We start from the raw sequence: 25,286 nt of genomic DNA, 5'->3' as shown, positions 1-25,286 counted from the left end.
TGAACATAAATATCTAATTGAGACTTTATTTTTAAAGGATGTAGTAATTATCACTACATCCTTTTGTGTTTACTAAAACATATATTTTGATGAATATTTATTTAATCCATAAGTTTTGATATGATATATAAGTTATTAGCTTTTGAAAGTTAAAACTAAACAAGGAGGAATAAAATGAATAAATATACAGATAAACAAATAGAAGATACTTTAAATCTTATAGATTCTACAATTTTAAATTGTGAAAAAATACAGCCTAAATTAAAAGAAGGAACACCACAATTTTCACTTACTAGAAATCGTATAAAAGCTTTATACATTTCAAAAGCCTTAGTTACAAACCAAGAACATAATTTTACACAAGAAGAATTATTAAAATCAGTAGATCAAGTTACATCTATTATTCGTAAAAGTGAAAAGGCGATGATTAATGCAAAAGAAGGAACAGGAACATACACACGTTTAAAAAAAATAATTGATGCAATGACAATTGCATTATCATATATTCAAGATGCTATAAAGTAAAAATAGTTAGCTATTTCATACCAATTATGTTTTTAGATAATTCATTAATACTATCAGATAAAGTCTGAAGTTTTCCTTCAATCCTTACAAGTAAATACATACTAAGGGCAATAGGAAATCCTACAGAAGCTATAAGGGTTTGTAATTCAGAATCCATAAATACACATCCTTTCACCTTCGCTTATCTATTAGGAGATTTTCTCTTCTTGATATAAGTATAGTAAGAGAGTAGTTTATGATATATTAAAGTTTTTGAAGGAAATATTAAATCTTATAATCTTTTATAGCATTAAAAAGGAGTATATCTACTTTTATGTAATGTTAGCTAATCTAAAAATATTTTTTCTATATTACAAAATCGTAATGTTAATGAAATATACATCCATATTTAAAAATGACAAAAATGTTTATAATATAATCATAAATTATATTAAATGAGGAGAATTATTTATCATGAAAAATATATTAAGTGTTGAAAAAATAGAAAAATATTATGGAAATAAAGATAATGTTACAAAAGCCATAGATAATATAAGTTTTAAGGTTGATGAAGGAGAATTTGTTGGAATAATGGGTCCTAGCGGAAGTGGTAAAACTACTCTTCTTAACTGTATTTCAACAATAGATAAAGTTACAACAGGTAGCATAATCATAAATAATAAAGATATTACAAGATTAAAATCAAAAAATATGGATAAATTCAGACAAAATGAATTGGGATTTATTTTCCAAGATTTTAATTTATTAGATACATTAACTGCTTATGAAAACATAGCACTTGCTTTAACAATAAAAGGTGAAAAAACTTCTGTCATAGATGGAAAAATAAAAGAAGTAGCAAAATACTTAGAAATAGAACAAATATTAAATAAATATCCATATCAAATGTCAGGAGGACAAAAGCAAAGAGTAGCATCAGCTAGAGCCATAGTGACAGATCCATCATTAATACTTGCTGATGAGCCAACGGGAGCACTTGATTCAAAATCAGCAAGATTATTACTTGAAAGATTTGAAAGTCTAAATCAAGACTTAAATGCGACTATATTAATGGTTACTCATGATGCTTTTACAGCAAGTTATGCTCACAGGATTTTATTTATTAAGGACGGTAAGATATTTACAGAATTAGTAAGAGGTCAAGATTCAAGAAAAGAGTTTTTCAATAGAATAATGGAAGTTATAACTCTAATAGGAGGGGATGACAACAATGTATTCTAAAATAGCATTTAAAAATGTTAAGAAAAGTCTTAAAGACTATACCATATACTTTTTAACTCTAACGTTGGCTGTTTGTATATTCTATAGTTTTAACTCTATTGAATCACAAAAAGCAATGATAGAAATGAATGCTTCAGGAAAAGAATATGTGGAAGTTTTAACTAGTGTAATGTCTTATGTGTCTGTCTTTGTGGCATTTATATTAGGAAGCCTTATTCTTTATGCAAATAACTTTTTAATCAAAAAGAGAAATAAAGAAATGGGAATTTATATGACTCTTGGTATGTCAAAAAATAAAATCTCTAAAATATTAATATTAGAAACATTAATTGTGGGTGTATTTTCACTATTAGGTGGATTAATTATAGGACTTTTAGCATCACAAGGACTATCAGTACTTGTAGCTAAGCTATTTGATTTTAAAATGTCTGGATATGTTTTTACAATATCTAGTAAAGCTATAGGAAAGACTATTTTATACTTTGGAGTAATGTTTATACTTGTTATTATATTTAACTCTTTTGTAATTTCAAAATATAAAATAATAGATTTATTAACAATTGCAAGAAAAACAGAGGAAATAAAATTTAAAAATCCGACAATATATTTAGTTACCTTTATAATATGCGTGATTTCTTTGGTAATAGCATATAAATTTATTTTAGAAGTGGGAATAGGTGGAATAAATGATCCTAAATTCATTGTGTCTATAGGTCTTGGAATACTTGGAACAATTTTATTCTTCTTCTCTTTAGCAGGTTTTATTTTATATGTGGTGAAAAAGAATAAAAAAGTTTATTTCAAAGGATTAAACATATTTGTAGTTAAACAAATAAATAGTAAAGTCAATACAAACTTTATCTCTATGTCAGTGATTTGTTTAATGTTATTTTTAACAATAAGTATTCTATCAACAGGATTTAGTTTTAAAAATGCTTTAGAATCAGGATTAGAAAATGCAACACCTTTCGATGCTAGTGCGTATATGTATGTAAGTCCAGAAGATACGGCTAAAGATATAAAAAAATCTCTTGATTATATAGGTATTAAATTTGATAAAAATGATAAGGTTGCTTATTATAATGAATATAGAGACGGGGAAAAAATCTCAGATATAATTCCTTTAAATGATGATGTTAAAAAATTAGATTACGATATATCTTATATAAAAATATCTGATTACAACAAGATAAGAGAGATTAGTAATAAAAATCAAATAGATTTAAATAAAAATGAAGTATTAATAACATCTAACTTTTCTAAAGTATTACCATCAATAGAGAAGTATATGAAAAATAATAATACTATTAAATTTGATGATAAAATCTATTATATAAAAAATAAAGAAGTAATAGAAGAAAATTTAAGAACAGACTTTATGCAAAATAATATCTTTACAATAGTGGTAAATGATGAGCTATGCAATAATATGGATATATCATCAAGTAATGTAAATGTTAATTTTGTAGGAAATGATAAAGAAAAACGAGCTAGAGATTTTAGTGATGCAATATATTCATACAAAACTGGTGATATAGATTATGATAAAACAGGATATGTGATGGCAAATAATAGAGATGAAATGTATGAAGAAAATAATGGTCTTACAACAGTTATACTATTTGTTGGGATTTATATAGGAATAGTATTTTTAATAAGTAGTATGGCAATACTGGCTCTTCAACAATTAAGTGAAGCAAGTGATAGTATAGAAAGATATAAATCATTAAAAAGACTAGGGGCAAGTACAAAGAGTATAAATAAAACAATATTTGTACAAACTTTAGTATATTTTAGCATACCAGTGGCACTAGCTGTAGTTCATTCAATAGTTGCAATAGTAGTTGCAAATGATTTTATATCAATGTTTAACCAACCAGATATAGGAAGTTCATCCCTTATAACAGCGGGAATATTCCTTGTTATATATGTAATTTATTTCTATATAACTTATGGTGGATATAAAAATATAGTAAAAAATAATATATAAAGCTAATATAAATTAATCTGTTGTGCTAGTTATTTTACTCAACATATTGAAATTGCTATATAAAGTTTTTTAACTATCAAAATATAGCTTGTTAAACTCTAGCATTTTCAATAATCATAATCAACTAGCACAACGAGTTAAATTAGATTCAATCATAACATAAGTTATATGATTTTAAGTTTAATTAGTTACTAAAAATCTATTTAAAATAGTAAAATCTATTTTAAATAGATTTTTTTGATATAATATTGCAAATAAATAAAATAAGAATAGATTTTGTGAAAATAAAATTTGAATAATAGGAGTGATAAATATAGATGGAAAAAATAATAATTATTGAAGATGATGAAATAATTAGAGAGGAGTTGAAAAACTTTTTAAGCAAATATGGATATGAAATTGTAGCACCAACATCTTTTGATAATGTGGTTAAGTTTATTTTAAATGAAAATGCCAACCTAGTTTTATTAGATATAAATTTACCAATTTTTGATGGATATTATATATGTAGAGAAGTAAGAAAGAAATCAGACATACCTATTATAATTGTCACAAGTAGAGATAGTGATATGGATGAACTTATGAGTATGAATTTAGGAGCCGATGATTTTGTAACAAAGCCATATAATACACAGATACTACTAGCAAGAATTGCAGCATTACTAAAAAGAAGTGGATTAAACATAACTACTAACAATATTTTAACTTATAAAGATTTTCAACTTAATTTATCCAATGCAACTATTACATACAATGAAAAAGAAATTGAATTAACTAAAAATGAAGTAAAAATACTTTCTTATTTAATAAATCACAAAGGTGAAATAGTATCTAGAGAATTACTTATGGAATACTTATGGAGTACTGAATATTTTGTGGATGATAGTACTTTAACTGTAAACATAACGAGACTTCGTAAAAAATTAGCCGAAATAGGAATAGAAAATGTAATAGAAACAAGAAGAGGACTGGGGTATATTATTCCATGAAAATAATTGATTATATAAGAGACAAGGGAATTTTTTTAGCTGTAAATTTAATGAGCTTTATAATTATTTCATTTCTTATGTATTTTTCAAATGTGGCTTTAGTTATAATTTTTCTTTTATTTTGTGTGTGGTTTTTTCCACTATTTAGCTATATGTTAATAGAATATATAAAGTTTAGAAAATATTTTAATACTGTGGAAAATATATTGGAAAATCTGGATAAAAAATATTTGTTACCTGAAGTGTTAAATGAACCTAACTTTATTGAAGGAGAAGAAATAAATTATATTTTTAAAGTGCTAAGCAGAGATATGCACGAGAATGTAAAATACTATAAAAATATACAAGAAGAATACAGAGAATATATTGAAACATGGGTTCATGAAATTAAAACTCCCATAGCATCTACAAAATTATTAATAGAAAACAATACTAATGAAATAACAAGAAAAATAGACACACAAATGGACAAGATAGAAAATTTTGTGGAACAAGTTCTGTACTATTCAAGAAGTGATGAAGTAGGTAAAGACTATATTATAAAGAAGACAGAATTATCTCAAGTTGTTAAATCTGTAGTTAAGAAAAATCAAAGGGATTTTATTGGAAAGAGAATAAGTCTGCAACTAGGAAATCTTGATGAAATTATTTATAGCGATACAAAATGGATTGAGTTTATATTAAATCAAATAATTGGAAATGCCATTAAGTATTCTAAAGGTAAAGATGATAAAATAAAGATTGAATCAAAGAAATTGGATAACTCAGTAGCTTTAATAATAGAAGACAATGGCGTGGGAATAATTGAGAGAGATTTAAACCGTATATTTGAAAAAGGGTTCACAGGAGAAAATGGTAGAAAGTTTGGTAAAAGTACAGGTATAGGTTTATACTTATGTAAAAAACTATGTGATAAGATGGGATTGGGATTAAATATTGAATCTGAAGAAAATAAAGGAACAAAAGTAACTGTAATTTTCCCTCGAACAGAAAATTTAATACATTAGATATCTGATATGGAATTCAGAAGCTATAAGAGTTTGTAATTCATAATTCATAAATACACATCCTTTCAATAAAGTAAAAGCTATGCAAAGGTGGGGGAACCTTAGCATAGCTTTTTAAACGTAAATTTTATAATTCTAAGTCATAAGATGTAGTATCTGTAACAACAACCTTAGCCTCAACAACAGATATTATATCAGCACCATTTGGAGCAAATATATTTTTAGATACTACTAAATCCATAGCATCTTTTATTTCCGATTCTGTAATATCTTCCCTTGGGTTATCTACTGATAAAGACACTTTTTTATTATCAGTAGTTTTAAAAGTCATTAAAAGTCTTTTGGTTTGTTCCATATTTATACCTCCTTAAATTTAATACTAAGCTAAAGTAGTGTTATCTATCTTAGCTATTTCAAGCACTTCATATTCTTGAAGAGCCATTAAAGCCTCACCAACGTCATATATGTTTTGTGCTAAAGCATCAGGTTTTAATGATGAGAAAGTTTTGCTTTTTACTTTTGTTTTTCCATCTACCATACCTAAATCAAGTTTTATTCTTAGGCTTGATGGATTTTTCATTTCATTAACCATATAGCCACCTCCATTTATTTATTAGAATATTTGTTCTTCTTGATATTAATTATAGGAAAATAAGGTTTTTTTATATATTAAAGTATTTGAAGAAAATTTTTTATTAACATTCCTATTTTTAATACTGTATCGCTTTCTTTTGTTTTATTAGCAGAAACTGCTCCAGAGTCTTTTCCTCCATGCCCAAAGTCTAGATACCATTTCATAATGTTTACCTCTTAATATAGTTTTACCAATAGTTTAAGGCATTTTATCTTTAATTAAATATTAAAAAAGATTAAAGAATTTAGTAGGATATGGATATAGTTTTATCGAATATATATTGTAGGATTATAAGGTATGGAGGTGTTTTATGTTAGATTATTTAACTAAGGGTGATTTGCCTGAGGGAGTTATTGATGTTGTTGATGTTATAGGTATGGATGCTTTTAAGAGTTTGGTTAAGTTTGCTGGTGGGAGCAATTTGTATATTCCTAATGAGGCAAGTCTTGTTAAGGGTGTTAGAAACCGGATGATTAGGGATAGTTTTGATGGGGATTACAGGAAGGTTTCTAGGAGGTTTGGGATTAGTACTGCTCAGGTTAGAAATATTGTTAATTATAAGTGATAGAAACCCTGTCAAAAATACCGACGGGGTTTTGTTGTTTATCTATTACATATAATCCTTATTAAAAGTGGTAAAAAATATTATATATCTAAATGATAATAAGGAGTTGTAAAAATTGGACAATATATGTCAACTATGTGATAGAAAAGTAGATAAACTAACAAAACATCATTTATTACCTAGAGAAGAAGGTGGAAATGAAGAACATATATCTTATATATGTTCAGATTGCCATAGGCAAATACATGCTTTATATACTAGATAAAGTAAATAGTAATAAATTAAAAGAGCATGGAGTAAAAGGATTTGCATTCCAAATTGAATTATCTCAGGAGACTATTGATTATTTAAATAATATATAAAAAACTAAAAATATGTTTACAAAATATTATAAAATGCATATAATAATATTAACAGTACTCACGACGCCTATCTCAAGTTTACTTGATGAAGCGAACCTTGGTGAGTCTTTTTTTTTATAAAATATCGGAGATGACAGAATGAATACTAATAAAGATAAAAAACTAAAAGACTTTAAAAGTTTAGATGAGCAAATAGATTTATTAGAAAAAAGAGGATTAATTATATATAATAAAGACAAGGCTAAAAGGTTTTTGATAAATACTAACTACTATAGGTTTAGTGGATATTATAAGCCTTTTTATATAAAAGATACAGAACAATTTAAAGAAAAAACTACATTTAATGATATATACAACTTATATAACTTTGATAGAGAACTAAGAAATTTAATATTTTCTTTAACTGAGCAGGTAGAAATTAAATTTAAAACATGGATAGCATATTATATTTCTGAAAATTATGGTAATCAAGGTCATTTAGAAAAAGAACTATTTAAAAATGAAATAGATTATTATATGCTTATGGGGCAATTAGGAGGAGAATTAAAGAAATCTAAAGAAGATTTTATAGATCATCATAATAAAATTTATAGTGGAAATATACCTACATGGGTAATAATTGAAATTTTATCCTTTGGTGCTATATCTAAGCTATATAAAAACTTACTAATAACTCATAAAAAAGGAATAATAAAAAATAAGACTATATATAACTATGAATTTATTGAGAGTTGGCTACAAACCATAACTATATTAAGAAATATGTGTGCTCATCATAGTAGATTGTATAATAGAAGCTTAATGAAGCCTAAAATACCAAGACAGTTAAATGGGCAGTATATACAAGGTAAAGAAAATAAACTATTTGTCCAGTTATTAATATTAAGAGAGTTAATAGATGATGAATATGAATGGATAGATTTTGTAAGAAAATTAGATATGTTATTTTATAAATATAAATTCCAGCGTGAGTTTGAAATGGGATTCCCTTATAATTGGAAAAAACAGTTGTTAGGAGAAAGTATTACAAAATATACAGTTAAAACGAGAATGTTTATTAAGTAATATATCAGTATGAAACATAATGAATGTACGAAGTAAAAGTTAGTCAAATGACTAGCTTTTATTTTTTGCGCTTAAGGATATTATAATACTTAAAAAAATGTGGATAAATTCTGAATGTAAGTAATATCAACAAATTGGTTTTGAGCGTAAAAAGATTTTGAGCAACGGACGAAGTCGTTGGCGACATGAGCGAAGCGAATTTTTTGTATACTTAACTTTATATTTTAAATTAATTTTTACTATATTATTTACTAGAGTATGAAAATAGGTTATTTATACCAAAATTATCTAAATATTTTGTAAAACTTTCCGTATAAGCTAAATATACTTATATATTTATGTATTAGTAAAAAAATGCTAAAATAGAATTAAAAGAAAGATAGAAATGGGGGAATGAAATGTCCTATCAAAGTGAAGCTCAATTAGAGGATAACTTAATTAAACAACTTGCAAATCAAGGATTTAATAAAGTTAAAATAGCTAATGAAGAAGAACTTAAAAATAACTTTAGAAATGAGTTATTTGAACATAATAAATCAAAACTAAATAACCAACCCTTCACAGATAAAGAATTTGAAAGAATACTTAGACACGTAGAAGGAAAATCAGTTTTTCAAAGTGCAATGATTTTAAGAGATAAATTCATACTAGAAAGAGAAGATAGTAGTGAAGTTTATATAGAATTCTTTGACAGTAAAAACTGGTGTAAAAATAGATTCCAAGTAACTAACCAAACAACAGTAGTAGGAAAGTATACAAATCGTTATGATGTAACAATACTTATAAACGGACTACCACTTGTTCAAATAGAATTAAAACGTAGAGGTCTTGATTTAAAAGAAGCCTTTAATCAAATAAATAGATATAAAAAACATTCTTACCAAGGACTATATAGATACCTTCAAATATTTGTAGTAAGTAATGGAGTAGACACTAAATACTTTGCAAATAGCGATAAAGAAATACTATTTAGTCAAACATTCTTCTGGAGTGATGAAGAAAATAAAAGAATTAGCAATCTAAAAGATTTTACTCAAACCTTCTTAGATAAAACTTTTGTATCAAAGGTTATAGCAAGATATATGATAACTAATGAAACTGACAAACTACTAATGGTTATGAGACCATATCAAATCTATGCCGTTGAAAGCTTAATAAATCGTGCCTTTGAAACTAATAACAATGGATTTATATGGCATACAACAGGTTCTGGTAAGACTTTAACATCTTTTAAAGCTAGTCAAATACTAGCAAAAGAGCCTAACATTAAAAAAGTATTTTTCTTAGTAGATAGAAAAGACTTAGATTCTCAAACACTAGCAGAATTTAATAAATTTGAGCCAGATAGTGTTGATACAACTGATAAAACAGATACATTAGTTAAACAAATAAAAGATATAAATAAGCCTTTAATAGTTACAACTATACAAAAAATGGCTAATGCTATAAAAAATGATAAATACTCTAATATAATGAATGAGTATAAAGAAGAAAAAGTTATATTTATAATAGATGAGTGCCACAGATCTCAATTTGGACAAATGCACAAATCCATAAATAAACACTTTAAAAATGCACAATACTTTGGATTTACAGGTACACCAAGATTCTTTGAAAATAGAAGTCAAGAAGGTAGAGTTACAGCAGACCTTTTTGAAAAATGCTTACACACTTACTTAATAAAAGATGCAATAAAAGATGGAAACGTACTTGGATTTTCAGTTGAATATATAAAAACCTTTGATGGTGGTTTTGATGAAAATGATGATGAAAAAGTAAAAGCAATAGACAAAGAAGAAGTATTTATGTGTGATGAAAGAATAGACTTAGTTGCTAATAACATCATAAATATTCATAATGCAAAAACTAAAAACAAGCAATATACTGCTATATTTACAGTTCAAAGTATACCAATGCTTGTAAAATATTACGATAAATTTAAAGAAATAAACCACGACTTAAAAATAGCAGGTATATTTAGTTTTGGAGCTAATGAAGAAAGCGAAGGAAAAGATGAACACTCAAGAGATAGTTTAGAAAGAATGATAACAGATTATAATAAAATGTTTGATACAAATTATTCAACAGACACATTCTCAAGCTATTTCTCAGATGTATCTAAAAAAGTAAAAACTGCAAAAATAGACATACTTATAGTTGTAAATATGTTCTTAACTGGATTTGACAGTAAAACATTAAACACACTATACGTTGATAAAAACTTAAAATACCATGACTTAGTTCAAGCATACTCAAGAACTAACAGAGTTGAAAAATCTACTAAGCCTTATGGAAACATAGTATGTTATAGAAACTTAAAGAAAAACACAGATGATGCACTATGTCTGTTCTCACAAACTGATAACACAGATATAGTATTAATGGAAAGTTATGAGTATTACTTGAGTTTATGGCATACACACTTAAAAAAACTATATGCTTTAACAGAAAATCCAGAAGATGTAGATAGCCTTCAAAGTGAAGAAGATAAAAAGAAGTTCATATTAGCCTTTAGAGATTTAACAAAAGTATTAACTAAGCTAAAGACCTTTACAAAATTTGAATTTAATAAAGATACACTTGGAATGAGTGAACAAAGTTATCAAGACTTTAAAAGTAAGTATCTTTTAATATATGATGATGTAAAGCGTAAAGACGATGAAAAAACTTCAATACTTGCAGATATAGACTTTGGAATAGAGCTTATGCACACTGATAAAATCAACGTAGGCTATATAATGAATTTAATTAGAGATATAGATTTATCAGACAAAGAAAAACAAGCAAGAGATATTAAAAATGTAATAACTGAACTTGATAGAGCTGATAATGAAGATTTAAGACTTAAAGTTGACTTATTAAAAGAGTTTTTAAATAAAGTAGTTCCTAAACTTGAGCCTAATGATGATATAGATGTAGCCTATGAACAATTTGAAGAAGTAAAAAGAGAAGAAGATGTAGAAGAATTCTCAAAAGAAATCGGTCTTAATAGATATAAAATAAAAGACTATATTTCAGAATATGAGTACTCTGGAATAATAAATAGACAAGAAATAAGTGAAGAAATAAAAGTAGAGTTAAAACCAAAGTTTACACTTAGAAGAAAATTAGTAGACCAAGTTAAAAACTTTATATATGACCATGTTAGAAAATATGCATAGATTTATAGCATAGAAGAAAAAGAAGACCCTCAATATATGAGGGTTTTTATGATATAATCAACATATAATATTTATATAAAGGATGTGTAAATTATTGAAAATAAAGAATATTAAATTCAACAAACATAAAATTTTAGGAAACTTAGAAGTTGATTTTTTAGATAGAAATAAAGAAATACTAGATACAGTAGTTATAATTGGAGAAAATGGATCAGGAAAAACGACTTTATTAAAAAGTATATATAATCAAATGAATTGGAATACAAAAGTATATGAGGAAATAGATGCAAAAGTAGAGCTAGATGCAACTAAAGATGAAATAAAGCTTATAGCTAACACACAATGTGGTAGTGATACAGCAATGTGGAATGGAGTAAAATCTAAGCTATACATAAATGAATTTATAGATGAAGTAAAATCTGGTAACGAATATAGTTTTCAAGGTGAAATTAAATCAAAAATAATTTATATGCCAACGGAAATAAATTTTAATGAATTAAATAGAGTAGACAGAACATTTAAATATGAATACGAATTTTTAAATGAAGTAAACCAAAATATAGCTAGAGACTTACCATCAGCTATTGTTAATGCAATAAATACGGAAGTATTTAAAAATGAAGAATTGCCACCTAAAAAAAGTATAGAAAAAATATGTAATGATATAAATTCAATATTTGATTGTATGGATTTAAGTGTAAAATTTATCGGACTATCAAAAGATGAAGAAACTAGACCTATATTTAAAGATTCTACAGGTAATGAATTTGATATAAATGGATTATCATCGGGAGAAAAACAGTTATTTATAAGAGCATTATCTCTTAAATTCTTAAATGCTAATAATTCAATAATACTTATAGATGAGCCAGAAATATCTCTACACCCTGAGTGGCAAAGAAAGATAATTAAGGTATATGAAAATATAGGAAAAAATAATCAGCTTATAATAGCTACACATTCACCTCATATAGTCGCAGATATAAAAGCAGAACAATTAAGAGTGATAAAAAGAGATGAAGATGGAGTAAATATCACTCCTATAGATAATCTTGAAGAAACCTATCTTCAGACTTATGAGTCAATACTTAAGCACACTATGGGTATTAAAAGTAATCGAAGTGATACAGGAGAATTATACTTTAAAATTCTAAGAAATGAACTAGATGCTAATACTTATGAATCAGACGCGTTCAAAGAGGCATATAGGTATCTAAAAACTTATTTAGGAGAATATGATAAAGATTTAATTAGTATAGATATGGAAATAGCTAGAAGAAATAGAAAGAAGGCGAGAGAAGATGATAAAAGTAGATAAGCAAGATGAACCATCTTTTCTTACCGACTTTAAAAAAAGGAAAAAACCTAAATCATGGATAGATTATAATGATGGTGATATAAAGTCTAAATTAAAGGATTTTATGTTAGATAATGAACAAGATGGATATTGTCCATATTGTGAAATATATATAAAAGAAATTAGTAGCCATATAGAACATATAAAACCTAAGGATATTTATCCAAATGAATTTGATACACATGATAATTTAATAGCATGTTGTATGAATAAAAACACTTGTGGATCTATTAAAGGAAATAGATATGATGAAAAATTTATAAATCCTGTTATAGAAAATCCAATGGAATATCTTGAATATGATTTGTCTAGTGGAAATATAGTCCCTATTTATAGTAGTGGAGAAAAATATGAAAAAGCTAGATATACTATAGATTTATTGAATCTTAATTATAGTAAATTAAGTGAGGCTAGAAAATCATTTGCAATAGAACTTAACAATCTTTTTGAAGAGAGTGATTTTGATTATTATAAAGAAGCTACAAAAAGATTTCCAACATTAATAGATTTTATAAAAGAAGATATATTTGGATAAAACGTTTAAATTTAGTAAAAAAAGATGGATAGATATTTAAGGAGAGAACTATGCAAACAAGTGAAAAACAACAAGAACAACAAAGAGAGCTTCACACAAAGTTATGGGCAATAGCAAATGACTTAAGAGGAAATATGGAAGCCAATGAATTTAAAAACTATATACTAGGACTAATATTTTATAGATACCTTAGTGAAAAAGTAGAAAATAGAGCAAATGACTTATTAAGCGAAGATGATATAAGCTACAATGAAGCCTATGAAGACGAAGAATATAGAGAAGGCTTACAAGAAGAGTTAATAGAGCAATTAGGATACTTTATAGAGCCTAAATACTTATTCTCTTCATTACTTAAAGCAATAGAAGATGGAAACTTTGATATAGAAATGCTTCAAGGAGCAATAAATGCCATAACAGAATCTACAATAGGAAATGATAGCCAAGAAGACTTTGACCACTTATTTGATGATATGGACTTAAAATCAACAAAACTAGGAAAAGACGTAAAAAGCCGTTCAAGTCTTATAGCTAAAGTAATGGGGAACATAGCAGAAATTGACTTTTCACATGAAGATAGTGAAATAGATGTACTTGGAGATGCTTATGAATATTTAATATCTCAATTTGCTGCAAATGCAGGTAAAAAAGCAGGTGAATTCTATACACCACAACAAGTAAGTAAAATACTTGCGAAAATAGTAACAGTAGGAAAAGAAAACTTAAAAAATGTATATGATCCAACATGTGGTTCGGGATCACTACTTCTTCGTGTTGCAAAAGAAGCTAATGTTAGAAAGTTCTACGGACAAGAGCTTACATCAACAACTTACAACTTAGCTCGTATGAATATGTTACTTCATGATGTAGATTATACAAACTTTGATATAAAAAATGACAATACACTAGAGAATCCACAACATATGGGAATGAAATTTGAAGCAATAGTTGCAAACCCTCCATACTCTGCTAACTGGAGTGCAGATGCTAAGTTTTTAGATGATGAAAGATTTAGTGCATATGGAAAACTTGCACCAAAGAGTAAAGCAGACTTTGCATTTATACAACATATGATACATCAATTAGATGATAACGGAACAATGGCAGTTGTACTTCCTCATGGTGTATTATTTAGAGGTGCAGCAGAGGGAGTTATAAGAAAGTATTTAATAGAGGAAAGAAATGTATTAGATGCTGTTATAGGACTTCCAGCAAATATATTCTTTGGAACAAGTATACCAACAGTTATATTAGTGTTTAAAAAGAATAGAGAAAATAATGATATATTATTTATAGATGCATCTAATGAGTTTGAAAAAGGTAAAAATCAAAATAACTTAACTGATGCTAATGTTGAAAAGATAGTTAATACTTATGTTAATAGAGAAACTATTGATAAGTACAGTTATGTTGCTAGTATGGATGAGATTAAGGAAAATGATTATAACTTAAATATACCAAGATATGTTGATACTTTTGAGGAAGAAGAGCCCATAGATTTAGTAGCTGTTAGTGAGAAAATTTCTAGTATTGATAAAGAGATAGCTAAGTTAGATGATGAGTTAGCAGTTTACTTAAGAGAGCTTGGATTATAAGGGGAGGTGAGAATTATGAGTAAGACACCGAAGCTTAGATTTAAGGAGTTTAGTGGAGATTGGGAAGAAAAGAAACTAGGTACATTAGGACAATTTTTAAAAGGTTCAATATTGTCTAAAGCAGATTTAAGTGAAGAAGGTAAACCTTGTGTACTTTATGGTGAATTATATACTAAATATAGTGAAGTAATAAAGAATGTTATAAGTAAAACTAATTTAGAAAATGATAAATTAGTTTTAGGGAAGAAAAATGATGTATTAATACCTTCATCTGGGGAAACTGCTATTGATATAGCTACTGCTAGTTGTTTACAACAAGATAATGTAATACTAGGTGGAGATTTAAATGTATTTAGGTCTGATAAAGTAAATGGAGTGTTTACAAGTTATCAGTTAAATAGTTCAAAGAAAAGAGAGATAGCTAGATTATCGCAAGGTGCATCTGTTGTTCATATATATAATGAGCAATTAAAAAAAATAAAATTAAGTGTACCTTCAAAAGAAGAACAAGAAAAAATAGCATCTTTCTTTTCTTTAATTGATGAGAAGATTTCTCTTCAAAGTGAAAAGGTTGAGGCTCTTAAGGATTATAAGCGTGGAATGATGCAAAAGATTTTTAGCAGGGAGTTAAGGTTTAAGGATGATGAGGGTAGAGATTATCCAGAGTGGGAAGAGAAGAAAATAAAAGATATATTTACTGTAACAAGAGGAGTAGTTATTGCTAAAAATGAAATATCTGACTTAAGGGATAATATAAATCAATATCCAGTTTACTCTTCTCAAACAAGTAATAATGGTATATTAGGATACGACTCTAAATATGATTTTGAAGGTGATTATTTAACGTGGACTACTGATGGAGCTAATGCTGGTAAAGTTTTTAGAAGAAATGGAAAGTTTAGATGTACAAATGTATGTGGTGTTTTAGTTGAAAAGGAAGAAACTTTAGGATTTGCTAACAAGATGATTTCTGAATTTTTAAATAAAGAAACTCCGAAGCATGTATCTTATGTTGGAAACCCGAAGCTTATGAATGGTGTTATGGGTGATATAAAGATAAAAGTTCCTATACTAGATGAACAACTTAAGATTGCTAAGATTTTAGACAATATAGATTTAAAAATAGAAAAAGAACAAGAAAAATTAGATTCTTTAAATCAATATAAAAAAGGATTATTACAACAAATGTTTGTTTAACATCAACAAATAGGATAGATTAGTAAATTAACTAACCTATCCTATTTATATATAAGGAGAAATATAATGAACAATGAACAAAAGAAAATACTAGAAGAATTTCTACTAGACATAGACATACTAGACAAACTAGATGGATATATGAATAAATTCAATGTATTTGACGTATTAAAAATCTCAAAAATGGAAATAAGACATAGCAATATGTTAGCTTGGCTGTTAAACCCTAAAGAAACACATGGCTTAGGAGATACATTTTTAAGAAAGTTTTTACAACATTGTGCTAAATCATATAATACACAAAATAATGATTTTAAAATTGATATAATTAAAGCATCACTTATGGACTGTGATGACTTTTTAGTAAGTAGAGAGTGGAACAACATTGATGTACTTTTAGTGTCATCAAGCAATAAAATAGTAATTTGCTTGGAAAATAAAATCTTTAGTAAAGAATCAAAACATCAACTTAAAAAATACTTAGACATAGTAAATAAGAGATACCCAGATTATAAAAAAGCCTTTATATTCTTAACTCCAGAAGGTGATATGCCTTCAGATGAAGAAAATTGGATATCTGTAAATTATAGTGAAGTGCTTTCAATGTTAGAAAGTAGTATGGAGTTAAAGAAAGAATATATAAATCCAAGTGTGGAAATATTTTTAGAACAATATAAGCATATGATTAGGAGAGATATAATAATGGATGAGGAATTAGTAGCTATTTGCACAGAGATATATAATAAACATCAAAAAGCATTAGATTTAATTTATGAGTATAAACAGGATAATGATATGCAAATAAAGAAAATCATAGAGGATATATTAGCTAAGTATGATGATATAGAAATGGACCATAGTGTTAAAACATCAATAAGATTTTATACAAAAACTATTGATAATGTTATACCTAAATGTGGAGAAAGTTGGACAAAGTCAAATAGAATTCTTTTATATGAGTTTCAAAATAAAGGTGGAAAGATTGTACTTAAATTAATTTTAGGTCCTGTTAAAGATAATGATAGTGATATAAGAGAAAGAATATTTGAGTTAGCAAATGAGAATAAAAATATATTTAAGGGCAAAGTTAATAAGCTAACACCTAAGTATACTCAAATATATGCCGTTCCAGTTATTTCAAAGGAAGTTATGGAAGGTGGAGATATGGAGGCTATTGGAAATGATATAGATACTTTTGTGTCTAGGTTTGTTAATGAGGATATGAAAAAAGTAGATGATATAATTAAAGGGCTTTTATAGTTAATAGGGTTAATAGTATTGAGTATTTAGGGAAAACTATATTAGTTAGAGGTTAGTAACCTTACTTATTTTTATAAATATTATATATTATAAAAATAATTATCAAGGAGATAAATAAATGAATTCAAAAAAATTAATCCTATCTGGAATCCTTCCTATATTCATACTTGGATCAATAACTCACTTTGCATATGACTGGTGTAGCATAACACCGTTAGGACTTGTAGCCCCAATTAACTCAAGTATATGGGAACATATGAAAATGGGACTACTACCTACAATAATATGGTGGGGCTTAACCTACTTATTATTTAAAGACAAACTAAAACTAGACTTTAAAAGATACTTTGTAGCATTTACAGTTTCACTTTTAGTTAGTACCTTTTTAATGCCATTTTTATACTATACTTATAGATACGGACTTGGAGTACATTTACTTATAGTCGATATACTAAACCTATTATGTACTGTAACTATGGGACAGTTATTAGCACTTCATATTTATAATCATTATAGTGGGAAGAAAGTATATTTTAACTTATGTGTAGTAGTTTTAATACTTGTAATTTTATCATTTGTTATATTTACTTTTAACCCACCTCATATACCTATATTCAAGGATTATAATACAGGTACTTATGGAATATATCATAGACGATAAAGGCAATAAGTTAAAATTTGTAATAAATAAAAAATACCCTGTCAAAAAACTCGATAGGGTATTTTTAGCAACGGATGTGAGCAGAAAGATTTACCAGCACGTTGCTCAAATTGGTAACAAGTGTACATTGTTGGCGATATGAACATAAGGAATTTTTTTACATAAAATATTACCGAAAAGTAAAAAAAAAGAGTAAGTTTAACCATAATGGAAAAAATATCTTGCTATTAACATCAACAACAACTATAATAAAAATATAGAGGTTACCAAGAGTGAATATTGGTTACCAAAAAAATAAATAGAAAGGGGAATCTATGAGGGAAAAACTAAAAAAACTTAGAAAAGAACAAAAACTAACTCAAGAAAATCTATCAAAAATGGTAAACATACATAGAACTCATTACTCAATGATAGAAAATGGAAGAAGAAACCCATCACTAAAAGTAGCTGTAAGCATAAAAAAAGCTTTAAACTACCAATATGATGATATATTTGAAAAACAATAAAATCTAAGGGGGAAAATAAATGAAACTTAACACTAAAGTAGTAACAGGGAGCGTAAAATTAAACTATGTAAATATAAAAGAGGCAAGAAGTAACCAATTATCTTCAGAGCCTAAATACAGCATAACAATAATAATACATAAAGAAAGTAATACTATGGATAAAATCTATGAAGGAATATACAATGCTACTAAAAATGGACTTGATATATGGGGTGGAAAAGTTCCAGATAATTTAATAACTTGCTTAAAAGATGGGGATGCAACAGGTAGGAAAGAATATGAAGATAGCTTTTATATAAATGCAACTTCAAAATATAAACCACAGGTTGTAGATAAAGACTTAAAAATATTAAATCCAGATGAATTATACAATGGTTGTTTAGGTAGAGTTAGTATAAACTTTTATCCATACAATCATAAAGATAGCGGAAACTGTGGTATATCTTGTGAATTATTAAATCTTCAAAAGCTAAAAGATGGTGAGAAAATTGTAAACAGAGCAAGTGCAGTAGATGACTTTAGCGTAGTAGATGATGGGATATTAGTATAATGAAAACTTTATCTATTGATATAGAAACTTATTCAAGTATAGACCTTACAAAAAGTGGGGTCTATAAATATACCCAAAATGACTTTGAAATACTGCTTATTGCCTATGCTTATGATGATGAAGAAATAAAAATTATAGACTTAAAAAACAACGAAAAAATACCACCACAATTAAAAAAAGATATACTAGATGAAAATGTAATAAAAACAGCATTTAACGCTAACTTTGAAAGAGTATGTTTATCAAAATACTTTAACACCTACTTAAGTCCTAAGATGTTTAGATGCACACAAGTTCACGCACTATATTTAGGATTACCACATGGACTTGATAATGTGGCTAAAAGTTTAAGATTAAAAGAGCAAAAACTTGAAGAAGGTAAAAGTTTAATAAGGTTTTTTATGAAAAAGGAAAACCTTGATTTATTAACTTCAAATAGTGAAAGCATTAAAAAAGATGAAGTAATTAAAAAATACGAAGAGTTTAAAAAGTATTGTATAAATGATGTAAGGGTTGAGCGAAGTATAAGAAAGGTTTTAGAAAAAGTTAAGTTACCAGAAAGTGAGCAAAAGCTATGGGAACTAGATCAAGAAATAAATGATAGAGGTGTTTTAGTAGATACAAATTTACTTAAAAATGCTATTTATTATGATAATATTTTTAAAAGTAATTTAATAGAAAAACTTAAAACTATAACTAATATAAATAATCCTAAAAGCAATAATCAAATGAAAGACTATTTAAAAAGTTTAGGAGTAGAGGTAAACTCACTTAGCAAAGAAAGTGTAGGCGATTTATTAAACAGTGATGAAGTTCAAAATAATCCTAATTATGAAAAAATAAAAGAAGTACTAGACCTTAGAGCAATGTTAAATAAAACTTCAACTAAAAAGTATGAAGCAATGGAAAGGTGTATGTGTGATGATGAAAGAATAAGAGGGTTATTTCAGTTTTATGGGGCAAATAGAACTGGTAGATGGGCAGGTAGACTTGTACAAGTTCAAAACCTTCCACAAAATAAGATGAGTAATTTAGAAGAAGTTAGAGAAAAAATAAGGAATGAAATTAATACAAATTTTCCTAGTAGGAAAAAGGATTTTAACTATGATTTCAATATAAATTCATACTTATACAACCAAGAAAACCTATCAGATATATTATCACAGTTAATAAGAACAACTTTTATACCAAAGAAAAATCATAGATTTATAATAGCCGACTTTAGTGCCATAGAAGCAAGAATTATAGCTTATTTATCAGATGAAAAATGGAGAATAGATGTATTTAATACTCATGGGAAAATCTATGAAGCTAGTGCATCTAAAATGTTTAAAGTAGATATTAATGAAATAACTAAAGAAAGTGAGTTAAGACAAAAAGGAAAGATTGCAGAACTAGCACTAGGCTATCAAGGAGGGGTTGGAGCTTTAGTTAGTATGGGTGCTTATAATATGAATTTATGTGAAAGTGAGCTTATAGAAATTGTAAGGGCTTTTAGAAGTTCTAATACAAATATTGTTAAGCTATGGAACACTGTTGAAAAAGCCTTTATAGAAGCTGTTAATAATAAAAGTATTGTCCATATAGATAAAAATATTAGTTTTATATATGAAGGAAATATACTATTTATTAAACTACCATCTGGTAGAAGACTTTCATATATAAGACCAAAAATAGATTATAACAATGCTTTTAACAAAAGTATTATAACCTATGAAGGAGTAGATTCTACAACTAAAAAGAATACTAGACTTACTACATATGGTGGAAAACTAGTAGAAAATATTGTCCAGGCAATAGCTCGTGATGTATTAGGTGAGGCTATGATGAATCTAAGAAACAAGGGATTTAATATTGTAATGCACGTTCATGATGAAATTGTTTTAGAAGTAGAAAATGGAGTATCAAGCGTTGAAGAAGTATGTGAAATAATGTGTAAGGAAAACAGATATTTAAAGGGATTAAAATTAAGAGCTGATGGCTTTGAAAGTAATTATTATAAAAAGTAGGTTATAAATGGGGGATATTATGAAATACGACAAAATTATAAATGTAGCTATAGGAAAAAGTAGAAAAGAATTAAATTATGTAAACTTAAAGTTGCCTTATTCAGAGTTTATAGATAAATATATTAAAAACACAAAATATACAAATGAAACTTATAAGGAGTATATAAACTTTCCCAAAGATATACAAGACAATATAAAAGATGTTGGTGGATTTGTAGGTGGAAACTTAAAGGATGGAAAAAGAAGAAAAGACACTATAATAAATAGAAGTTTAATAACCCTAGACGTAGACTTTGGATATGAGGGTATGATTGAAGACCTTGAGAAAAATATTGATTTTGGTATGTGTATATATACTACACATAAGCATACTAAAAAAAGTCCAAGGTTTAGAATAATAATTCCATTAAAAAATGAAGTCGACCCAATTCAATATGAAGCTATATCAAGAAAAATAGCTTTTGATATAGGTATAGATTATTTTGATGATACTACCTATTCACCGTCAAGGCTTATGTACTTTCCTTCTACTTCTAAAGATGGTGAGTATGTATTTAAGTTAATAGATAAAGACTTTTTAGATCCTTCATATATATTAAATAAGTATAATGATTGTAAAGATGAAAGTTCGTTGGATAACTTTAGTAAATCAAATTCTAAACTTGATAGTTTACATAATAACATTAAAGAAAACCCAATGTTAAAAGATAATATAATAGGTGCATTTTGTAGAGCTTACAATGTATATGATGTTATTGACAAGTTTTTATATGATGTATATAAAAAAGGTGACACTAAAGATAGATACACCTATATAAATGGAAGTACTTCTAATGGTATGGTTATCTATGAAAATGGTAACTTTGCATATTCTCATCATAGTACTGATGTATGTTGTGATAAACTTTGCAATTCTTTTGACTTAGTAAGACTTCATAAGTTTTCACATTTAGATACAAACCTATCTAAAGAACTTCCTATAAACAAACTACCATCATATACAAAGATGATAGAGTTTATAAGTAAAGACGAAAAAGTAATGCTTGAACTTGGTCAAAGTAAATTGAAAAATGCTATAAATGATTTTTCAAGTTTATGTAATGAAGATAATAAAATTAATAAATCTGATAAAAACAATAAAAGTGATGATACTTGGACATTAAAGCTAGAGGTAGATAAAAATGGACTTTATAAATCTAGTATTAAAAATATAGTAACAATACTTGAAAATGATAAAAATTTAAAAGGTAAAATAGCTTACAACTTATTTTCAAATAGAACAATTATAAAAGGTGATTTACCATGGAAAAAGCTAGTTGATAAAGAAAATGGTGATGTGTGGCAAGATAGTGATGATGCAAATCTTAGAATGTATTTAGATGTAGTTTATAAGATAAGATCTCCACAGAGAATATATGATGGTATATCTATAATAGAAAAAAGAAATGAGTACCATCCAGTAAGGGATTATTTAAACTCTTTAAAATGGGACAATGTAAGTAGATTAGACAATTTAATGATAGATTATTTAGGAGCAGAAAATAGTGATTATACAAAAGCTATAACTAGAAAAATGTTAGTTGCAGCAGTTACTAGAATATTTAAGCCTGGTACTAAATTTGATTATATGATGGTTTTAGTTGGTAAGCAAGGATTAGGTAAAAGCCATATAATAAGTTTGTTGGGTAAAAATTGGTATTCAGATTCTATAAATACAGTGCAAGGAAAAGAAGCCTATGAGCAATTACAAAACGCTTGGATACTAGAAATGGCAGAACTATCAGCAACTAAAAAAGCAGAGGCAGAATCAGTAAAGCACTTTATATCAAAAACAGAAGATAGCTATAGACAAGCCTATGGAAGACGAGTTGAAACCTTTAAAAGGCAATGTGTGTTTTTTGGAACTACAAATGAAATTGAATTTTTAAAAGATAGAACAGGTAATAGAAGATATTGGCCACTTATGGTTGGAGTAAATAAACCTAAAAAGAATTTATTTGAAGATTTAAACAAACATGAAATAGATATGATTTGGGCAGAAGCTATGCATTTTTATAAAAAAGGTGAAAAGTTAATATTAGAAGGAGATATTCAAAAACAAGCAACCATGCAACAAGAAAAACACTTAGAAGGTAATAGCAAGGAAGGTATGATAAAGGAGTACTTAGATATTAAACTTCCTAAAAACTGGTACAATATGGACATATATGAAAGAAGAAGATACATAAGTGAAAGTGAATTTTTAAGAGTTGATAATGATTGTATATTAAGAGAAAAAGTTTGTAGTGTTGAAGTTTGGGTTGAGCTATTTGGAGGGGATATAAAGAATTTTCATAGAGGTAATGCAATGGAGATTAATGAAATTTTAAGAAGATTAGAAGGTTGGGAAAGTTTAAAAGAGGGACAAGGTAAACTTAGGTTTGGTAAGTTTTATGGAACTCAAAGGGCTTTTTTAAGAAAACAGTAGCGTTACCAAAGACCTATTTTAGCGTTACCGAAGGCGTTACCAAAGAATTGACTTTGGTAACGGTTATTTAAAAAAGGTGTTACCGAAAAATTTATGGTAACACCTCTGGTAACGCCTTTGGTAACGGGTAAAACGTTTAAATTTCAATAAATATTGCTAGTGTTACCAAAGAGACGAAAAAACCTTAGAGTTTGTTTAAATAGAGGAAATTAAAGAAAAATTACCTCTAATTAGACAAAAGTTTATACTTTAAGTTTTTTGGTAACGGTAGATAGTTTTTGATATATAAAACAATTATAGATAACTTTACAATTATTACATATTGAACATGATAGTTTTTGATTTTAGTTTGTTTACCATAAAAATATAATGTATAATTATTGTAATATAAAATAGTAGGAAGTGAAAAAATGAGAAGAACTTTATTAAACCCTAAAATAGATTTTGTATTTAAAAAAATTTTTGGATCAGAAGAACACCCAGAAATTTTAATATCATTTTTAAATGCAGTACTTAAACCGCAAAAGCCTATTGTATCAGTTGAAATAAAAAACTCAGACTTAGAAAAAGAGTATATAGAAGATAAATGTTCTAGATTAGATGTAAAAGCATTGACAAGCAATAAAGAAATCATAAATATAGAAATACAATTAAAAAATGAATACAATATGATACAAAGAAGCTTATATTATTGGAGTAAGCTTTACGAAGAACAATTATCAGAAGGCGATAGATATGATAAACTTAGCAGAACTGTTTGTATAAATATACTTGATTTTAAATATTTAAAAAATGATAGATTCCACAATGGGTATAGGCTAAAAGAAATAGAAACAAATGAAGAATTAACAGATTTACAAGAAATTCACTTTATAGAAATACCTAAGCTAAAAAGATTTGAAAGTACAGAAGAAATAGTTGATTTACTAGAGGGTTGGGTAGAGTTTTTAAGAGATCCAGAAAGTGAAGTAATTAGAAAATTAGAAATGAGTAATAAAGAAATTAGAGAAGCTAAAGATGAACTATATAGACTTAGCAGAAACTCAAAAGAAAGAGAACTTTACTATCTAAGAGAAAAGTCTTTAAGAGATGAAATAAGTGCATTAGCAAATGCCGAAGAAAAAGGACTAAAAGAAGGATTAAAACAAGGGTTACTTGAAGGTAAATTAGAAAGTGCAAGAAGCTTATTAGATATTTTAGATGATGATACAATAGCTACCAAGCTTAATATGGATGTAGATATAATAAAAAAATTAAGAATAGAAACATTAAAAAAGTAGTCTGGGTTTAACTTCATCAGACTATTTTTATAGTAGTCGAATTTATAAAAGTTTGTAAATTTAATCAATATCTATTTTATGAGTTCTAAGATAAGTAGTGATTTGAGATATATTACGTACGTTTATTATTAAGTTCTATTACTATAATATTTAAATATATTACTAAATAAAGAAAGAGAATTATATGCCTCTATTTTTTGATTACAAAGTAACAAAAATATACTAAAAAAATGTTACAATATATATACATTCAAAATTATTATAAATAATGAATTAAAGTAGGAGCTTGTGCTCCTATTTTTTGTTAAAAAAATAAAAAATTAAAACAAATTGATAGAAATTTATATAATTTA

At 26.8% G+C, this 25,286-nt stretch carries 25 protein-coding genes; 21 read left to right on the top strand and 4 right to left on the bottom strand.

Annotated features, from left to right (window positions below; all coding sequences use genetic code 11):
* Nucleotides 1-174: 174 nt before the first annotated feature.
* Entirely contained in the window at nt 175-525 is a 351-nt protein-coding gene (locus CRIB_RS06105) for a hypothetical protein (protein WP_180701521.1), read from the top strand.
* 10 nt (nt 526-535) lie between these two features.
* On the opposite strand, the gene CRIB_RS06100 is transcribed toward CRIB_RS06105, so the two are convergent.
* Nucleotides 536-682, bottom strand: coding sequence for a YvrJ family protein (locus tag CRIB_RS06100; protein WP_180701520.1), 147 nt, complete (start codon nt 680-682; stop codon nt 536-538).
* Nucleotides 683-978: 296 nt separating this feature from the next.
* Between CRIB_RS06100 and CRIB_RS06095 the strand changes: the two genes are divergently transcribed.
* From CRIB_RS06095 to CRIB_RS06080, 4 genes are all read left to right on the top strand, one after another.
* Nucleotides 979-1,746: an ABC transporter ATP-binding protein gene (locus CRIB_RS06095; protein ID WP_180701519.1), complete on the top strand. Its 768-nt coding sequence runs from the start codon at nt 979-981 to the stop codon at nt 1,744-1,746.
* Nucleotides 1,736-3,736, top strand: coding sequence for an FtsX-like permease family protein (locus tag CRIB_RS06090; protein ID WP_180701518.1), 2,001 nt, complete (start codon nt 1,736-1,738; stop codon nt 3,734-3,736). The genes CRIB_RS06095 and CRIB_RS06090 overlap by 11 nt, the downstream gene beginning before the upstream one ends.
* 317 nt (nt 3,737-4,053) lie before the next feature.
* Nucleotides 4,054-4,725 (top strand): response regulator transcription factor, encoded by a 672-nt coding sequence (locus CRIB_RS06085; protein WP_180701517.1) that lies wholly within the window; start codon nt 4,054-4,056, stop codon nt 4,723-4,725.
* Between the two features lie 230 nt (nt 4,726-4,955).
* Nucleotides 4,956-5,732, top strand: coding sequence for a sensor histidine kinase (locus CRIB_RS06080; RefSeq protein WP_330404807.1), 777 nt, complete (start codon nt 4,956-4,958; stop codon nt 5,730-5,732).
* Nucleotides 5,733-5,859: 127 nt separating this feature from the next.
* Here the strand turns inward: CRIB_RS06080 and CRIB_RS06075 are convergent, their stop codons facing one another.
* The 3 genes from CRIB_RS06075 to CRIB_RS06065 all read right to left on the bottom strand — a co-directional run bounded on the left by CRIB_RS06075 (nt 5,860) and on the right by CRIB_RS06065 (nt 6,530).
* Nucleotides 5,860-6,087, bottom strand: coding sequence for a DUF2922 domain-containing protein (locus CRIB_RS06075; RefSeq protein ID WP_180701515.1), 228 nt, complete (start codon nt 6,085-6,087; stop codon nt 5,860-5,862).
* Between the two features lie 24 nt (nt 6,088-6,111).
* A complete protein-coding gene (locus CRIB_RS06070; RefSeq protein WP_180701514.1) occupies nt 6,112-6,324 on the bottom strand; it encodes a DUF1659 domain-containing protein in 213 nt (70 codons plus the stop codon).
* Nucleotides 6,325-6,401: 77 nt separating this feature from the next.
* The gene (locus tag CRIB_RS06065; protein WP_180701513.1) at nt 6,402-6,530 is read right to left on the bottom strand and encodes an N-acetylmuramoyl-L-alanine amidase; all 129 of its coding nucleotides are present in this window, start codon (nt 6,528-6,530) and stop codon (nt 6,402-6,404) included.
* A 146-nt stretch (nt 6,531-6,676) separates the two neighbouring features.
* On the opposite strand from CRIB_RS06065, the gene CRIB_RS06060 reads away from it, so the two are divergent.
* The 16 genes from CRIB_RS06060 (at nt 6,677) to CRIB_RS05985 (ending at nt 24,933) form a co-directional block, all read left to right on the top strand.
* Nucleotides 6,677-6,931: a Mor transcription activator family protein gene (locus tag CRIB_RS06060; protein WP_180701512.1), complete on the top strand. Its 255-nt coding sequence runs from the start codon at nt 6,677-6,679 to the stop codon at nt 6,929-6,931.
* Between the two features lie 115 nt (nt 6,932-7,046).
* Nucleotides 7,047-7,196, top strand: coding sequence for an HNH endonuclease (locus CRIB_RS06055; protein WP_180701511.1), 150 nt, complete (start codon nt 7,047-7,049; stop codon nt 7,194-7,196).
* On the top strand, nt 7,129-7,293 hold the full coding sequence (locus CRIB_RS06050) for a hypothetical protein (protein ID WP_180701510.1): 165 nt from the start codon (nt 7,129-7,131) through the stop codon (nt 7,291-7,293). Before CRIB_RS06055 ends, CRIB_RS06050 begins: the two co-directional genes overlap by 68 nt.
* Before the next feature lie 138 nt (nt 7,294-7,431).
* Complete coding sequence (locus CRIB_RS06045) at nt 7,432-8,358, top strand: Abi family protein (protein ID WP_180701509.1); 927 nt, start codon at nt 7,432-7,434, stop codon at nt 8,356-8,358.
* Nucleotides 8,359-8,756: 398 nt separating this feature from the next.
* A complete protein-coding gene (locus CRIB_RS06040; protein WP_180703617.1) occupies nt 8,757-11,519 on the top strand; it encodes a type I restriction endonuclease subunit R in 2,763 nt (920 codons plus the stop codon).
* Nucleotides 11,520-11,613: 94 nt separating this feature from the next.
* Nucleotides 11,614-12,837, top strand: coding sequence for an AAA family ATPase (locus tag CRIB_RS06035; protein WP_180703616.1), 1,224 nt, complete (start codon nt 11,614-11,616; stop codon nt 12,835-12,837).
* Nucleotides 12,821-13,411, top strand: coding sequence for a retron system putative HNH endonuclease (locus tag CRIB_RS06030; protein ID WP_180703615.1), 591 nt, complete (start codon nt 12,821-12,823; stop codon nt 13,409-13,411). The genes CRIB_RS06035 and CRIB_RS06030 overlap by 17 nt, the downstream gene beginning before the upstream one ends.
* A gap of 50 nt (nt 13,412-13,461) precedes the next feature.
* Entirely contained in the window at nt 13,462-15,003 is a 1,542-nt protein-coding gene (locus CRIB_RS06025; RefSeq protein ID WP_180703614.1) for a type I restriction-modification system subunit M, read from the top strand.
* A 15-nt stretch (nt 15,004-15,018) separates the two neighbouring features.
* On the top strand, nt 15,019-16,200 hold the full coding sequence (locus CRIB_RS06020; protein WP_180703613.1) for a restriction endonuclease subunit S: 1,182 nt from the start codon (nt 15,019-15,021) through the stop codon (nt 16,198-16,200).
* Nucleotides 16,201-16,266: 66 nt separating this feature from the next.
* Nucleotides 16,267-17,460, top strand: coding sequence for a PDDEXK-like family protein (locus CRIB_RS06015; RefSeq protein WP_180703612.1), 1,194 nt, complete (start codon nt 16,267-16,269; stop codon nt 17,458-17,460).
* Between the two features lie 118 nt (nt 17,461-17,578).
* Complete coding sequence (locus CRIB_RS06010) at nt 17,579-18,121, top strand: DUF6512 family protein (RefSeq protein WP_180703611.1); 543 nt, start codon at nt 17,579-17,581, stop codon at nt 18,119-18,121.
* A gap of 314 nt (nt 18,122-18,435) precedes the next feature.
* Nucleotides 18,436-18,627: a helix-turn-helix transcriptional regulator gene (locus CRIB_RS06005; protein ID WP_180703610.1), complete on the top strand. Its 192-nt coding sequence runs from the start codon at nt 18,436-18,438 to the stop codon at nt 18,625-18,627.
* Between the two features lie 19 nt (nt 18,628-18,646).
* Nucleotides 18,647-19,177 carry a DUF2815 family protein gene (locus CRIB_RS06000; RefSeq protein WP_180703609.1) on the top strand — a complete coding sequence of 177 codons (531 nt, stop codon included), beginning with the start codon at nt 18,647-18,649 and terminating at the stop codon, nt 19,175-19,177.
* The gene (locus CRIB_RS05995; RefSeq protein WP_180703608.1) at nt 19,177-21,186 is read left to right on the top strand and encodes a DNA polymerase; all 2,010 of its coding nucleotides are present in this window, start codon (nt 19,177-19,179) and stop codon (nt 21,184-21,186) included. Before CRIB_RS06000 ends, CRIB_RS05995 begins: the two co-directional genes overlap by 1 nt.
* Before the next feature lie 19 nt (nt 21,187-21,205).
* Nucleotides 21,206-23,653 carry a virulence-associated E family protein gene (locus CRIB_RS05990; RefSeq protein WP_180703607.1) on the top strand — a complete coding sequence of 816 codons (2,448 nt, stop codon included), beginning with the start codon at nt 21,206-21,208 and terminating at the stop codon, nt 23,651-23,653.
* 410 nt (nt 23,654-24,063) lie between these two features.
* Complete coding sequence (locus CRIB_RS05985; RefSeq protein WP_180703606.1) at nt 24,064-24,933, top strand: Rpn family recombination-promoting nuclease/putative transposase; 870 nt, start codon at nt 24,064-24,066, stop codon at nt 24,931-24,933.
* The last annotated feature ends 353 nt before the right edge of the window (nt 24,934-25,286 follow it).

Origin of the sequence: Romboutsia ilealis, assembly GCF_900015215.1 — a bacterium.
Lineage (GTDB): Bacteria > Bacillota > Clostridia > Peptostreptococcales > Peptostreptococcaceae > Romboutsia > Romboutsia ilealis.
The sequence above is the reverse complement of the archived record's forward strand: the minus strand, read 5'-3'. Positions and strand labels throughout refer to the sequence as shown.

What these genes read in the sequence shown, in the direction of transcription:
- CRIB_RS06105 (WP_180701521.1), top strand. Translation starts at nt 175, where the DNA reads ATGAATAAATATACAGATAAACAAATAGAAGATACTTTAAATCTTATA.
- CRIB_RS06100 (WP_180701520.1), bottom strand. Translation starts at nt 682, where the DNA reads ATGGATTCTGAATTACAAACCCTTATAGCTTCTGTAGGATTTCCTATT.
- CRIB_RS06095 (WP_180701519.1), top strand. Translation starts at nt 979, where the DNA reads ATGAAAAATATATTAAGTGTTGAAAAAATAGAAAAATATTATGGAAAT.
- CRIB_RS06090 (WP_180701518.1), top strand. Translation starts at nt 1,736, where the DNA reads ATGTATTCTAAAATAGCATTTAAAAATGTTAAGAAAAGTCTTAAAGAC.
- CRIB_RS06085 (WP_180701517.1), top strand. Translation starts at nt 4,054, where the DNA reads ATGGAAAAAATAATAATTATTGAAGATGATGAAATAATTAGAGAGGAG.
- CRIB_RS06075 (WP_180701515.1), bottom strand. Translation starts at nt 6,087, where the DNA reads ATGGAACAAACCAAAAGACTTTTAATGACTTTTAAAACTACTGATAAT.
- CRIB_RS06070 (WP_180701514.1), bottom strand. Translation starts at nt 6,324, where the DNA reads ATGGTTAATGAAATGAAAAATCCATCAAGCCTAAGAATAAAACTTGAT.
- CRIB_RS06065 (WP_180701513.1), bottom strand. Translation starts at nt 6,530, where the DNA reads ATGAAATGGTATCTAGACTTTGGGCATGGAGGAAAAGACTCTGGAGCA.
- CRIB_RS06060 (WP_180701512.1), top strand. Translation starts at nt 6,677, where the DNA reads ATGTTAGATTATTTAACTAAGGGTGATTTGCCTGAGGGAGTTATTGAT.
- CRIB_RS06050 (WP_180701510.1), top strand. Translation starts at nt 7,129, where the DNA reads ATGAAGAACATATATCTTATATATGTTCAGATTGCCATAGGCAAATAC.
- CRIB_RS06045 (WP_180701509.1), top strand. Translation starts at nt 7,432, where the DNA reads ATGAATACTAATAAAGATAAAAAACTAAAAGACTTTAAAAGTTTAGAT.
- CRIB_RS06040 (WP_180703617.1), top strand. Translation starts at nt 8,757, where the DNA reads ATGTCCTATCAAAGTGAAGCTCAATTAGAGGATAACTTAATTAAACAA.
- CRIB_RS06030 (WP_180703615.1), top strand. Translation starts at nt 12,821, where the DNA reads ATGATAAAAGTAGATAAGCAAGATGAACCATCTTTTCTTACCGACTTT.
- CRIB_RS06025 (WP_180703614.1), top strand. Translation starts at nt 13,462, where the DNA reads ATGCAAACAAGTGAAAAACAACAAGAACAACAAAGAGAGCTTCACACA.
- CRIB_RS06020 (WP_180703613.1), top strand. Translation starts at nt 15,019, where the DNA reads ATGAGTAAGACACCGAAGCTTAGATTTAAGGAGTTTAGTGGAGATTGG.
- CRIB_RS06015 (WP_180703612.1), top strand. Translation starts at nt 16,267, where the DNA reads ATGAACAATGAACAAAAGAAAATACTAGAAGAATTTCTACTAGACATA.
- CRIB_RS06010 (WP_180703611.1), top strand. Translation starts at nt 17,579, where the DNA reads ATGAATTCAAAAAAATTAATCCTATCTGGAATCCTTCCTATATTCATA.
- CRIB_RS06005 (WP_180703610.1), top strand. Translation starts at nt 18,436, where the DNA reads ATGAGGGAAAAACTAAAAAAACTTAGAAAAGAACAAAAACTAACTCAA.
- CRIB_RS06000 (WP_180703609.1), top strand. Translation starts at nt 18,647, where the DNA reads ATGAAACTTAACACTAAAGTAGTAACAGGGAGCGTAAAATTAAACTAT.
- CRIB_RS05995 (WP_180703608.1), top strand. Translation starts at nt 19,177, where the DNA reads ATGAAAACTTTATCTATTGATATAGAAACTTATTCAAGTATAGACCTT.
- CRIB_RS05990 (WP_180703607.1), top strand. Translation starts at nt 21,206, where the DNA reads ATGAAATACGACAAAATTATAAATGTAGCTATAGGAAAAAGTAGAAAA.
- CRIB_RS05985 (WP_180703606.1), top strand. Translation starts at nt 24,064, where the DNA reads ATGAGAAGAACTTTATTAAACCCTAAAATAGATTTTGTATTTAAAAAA.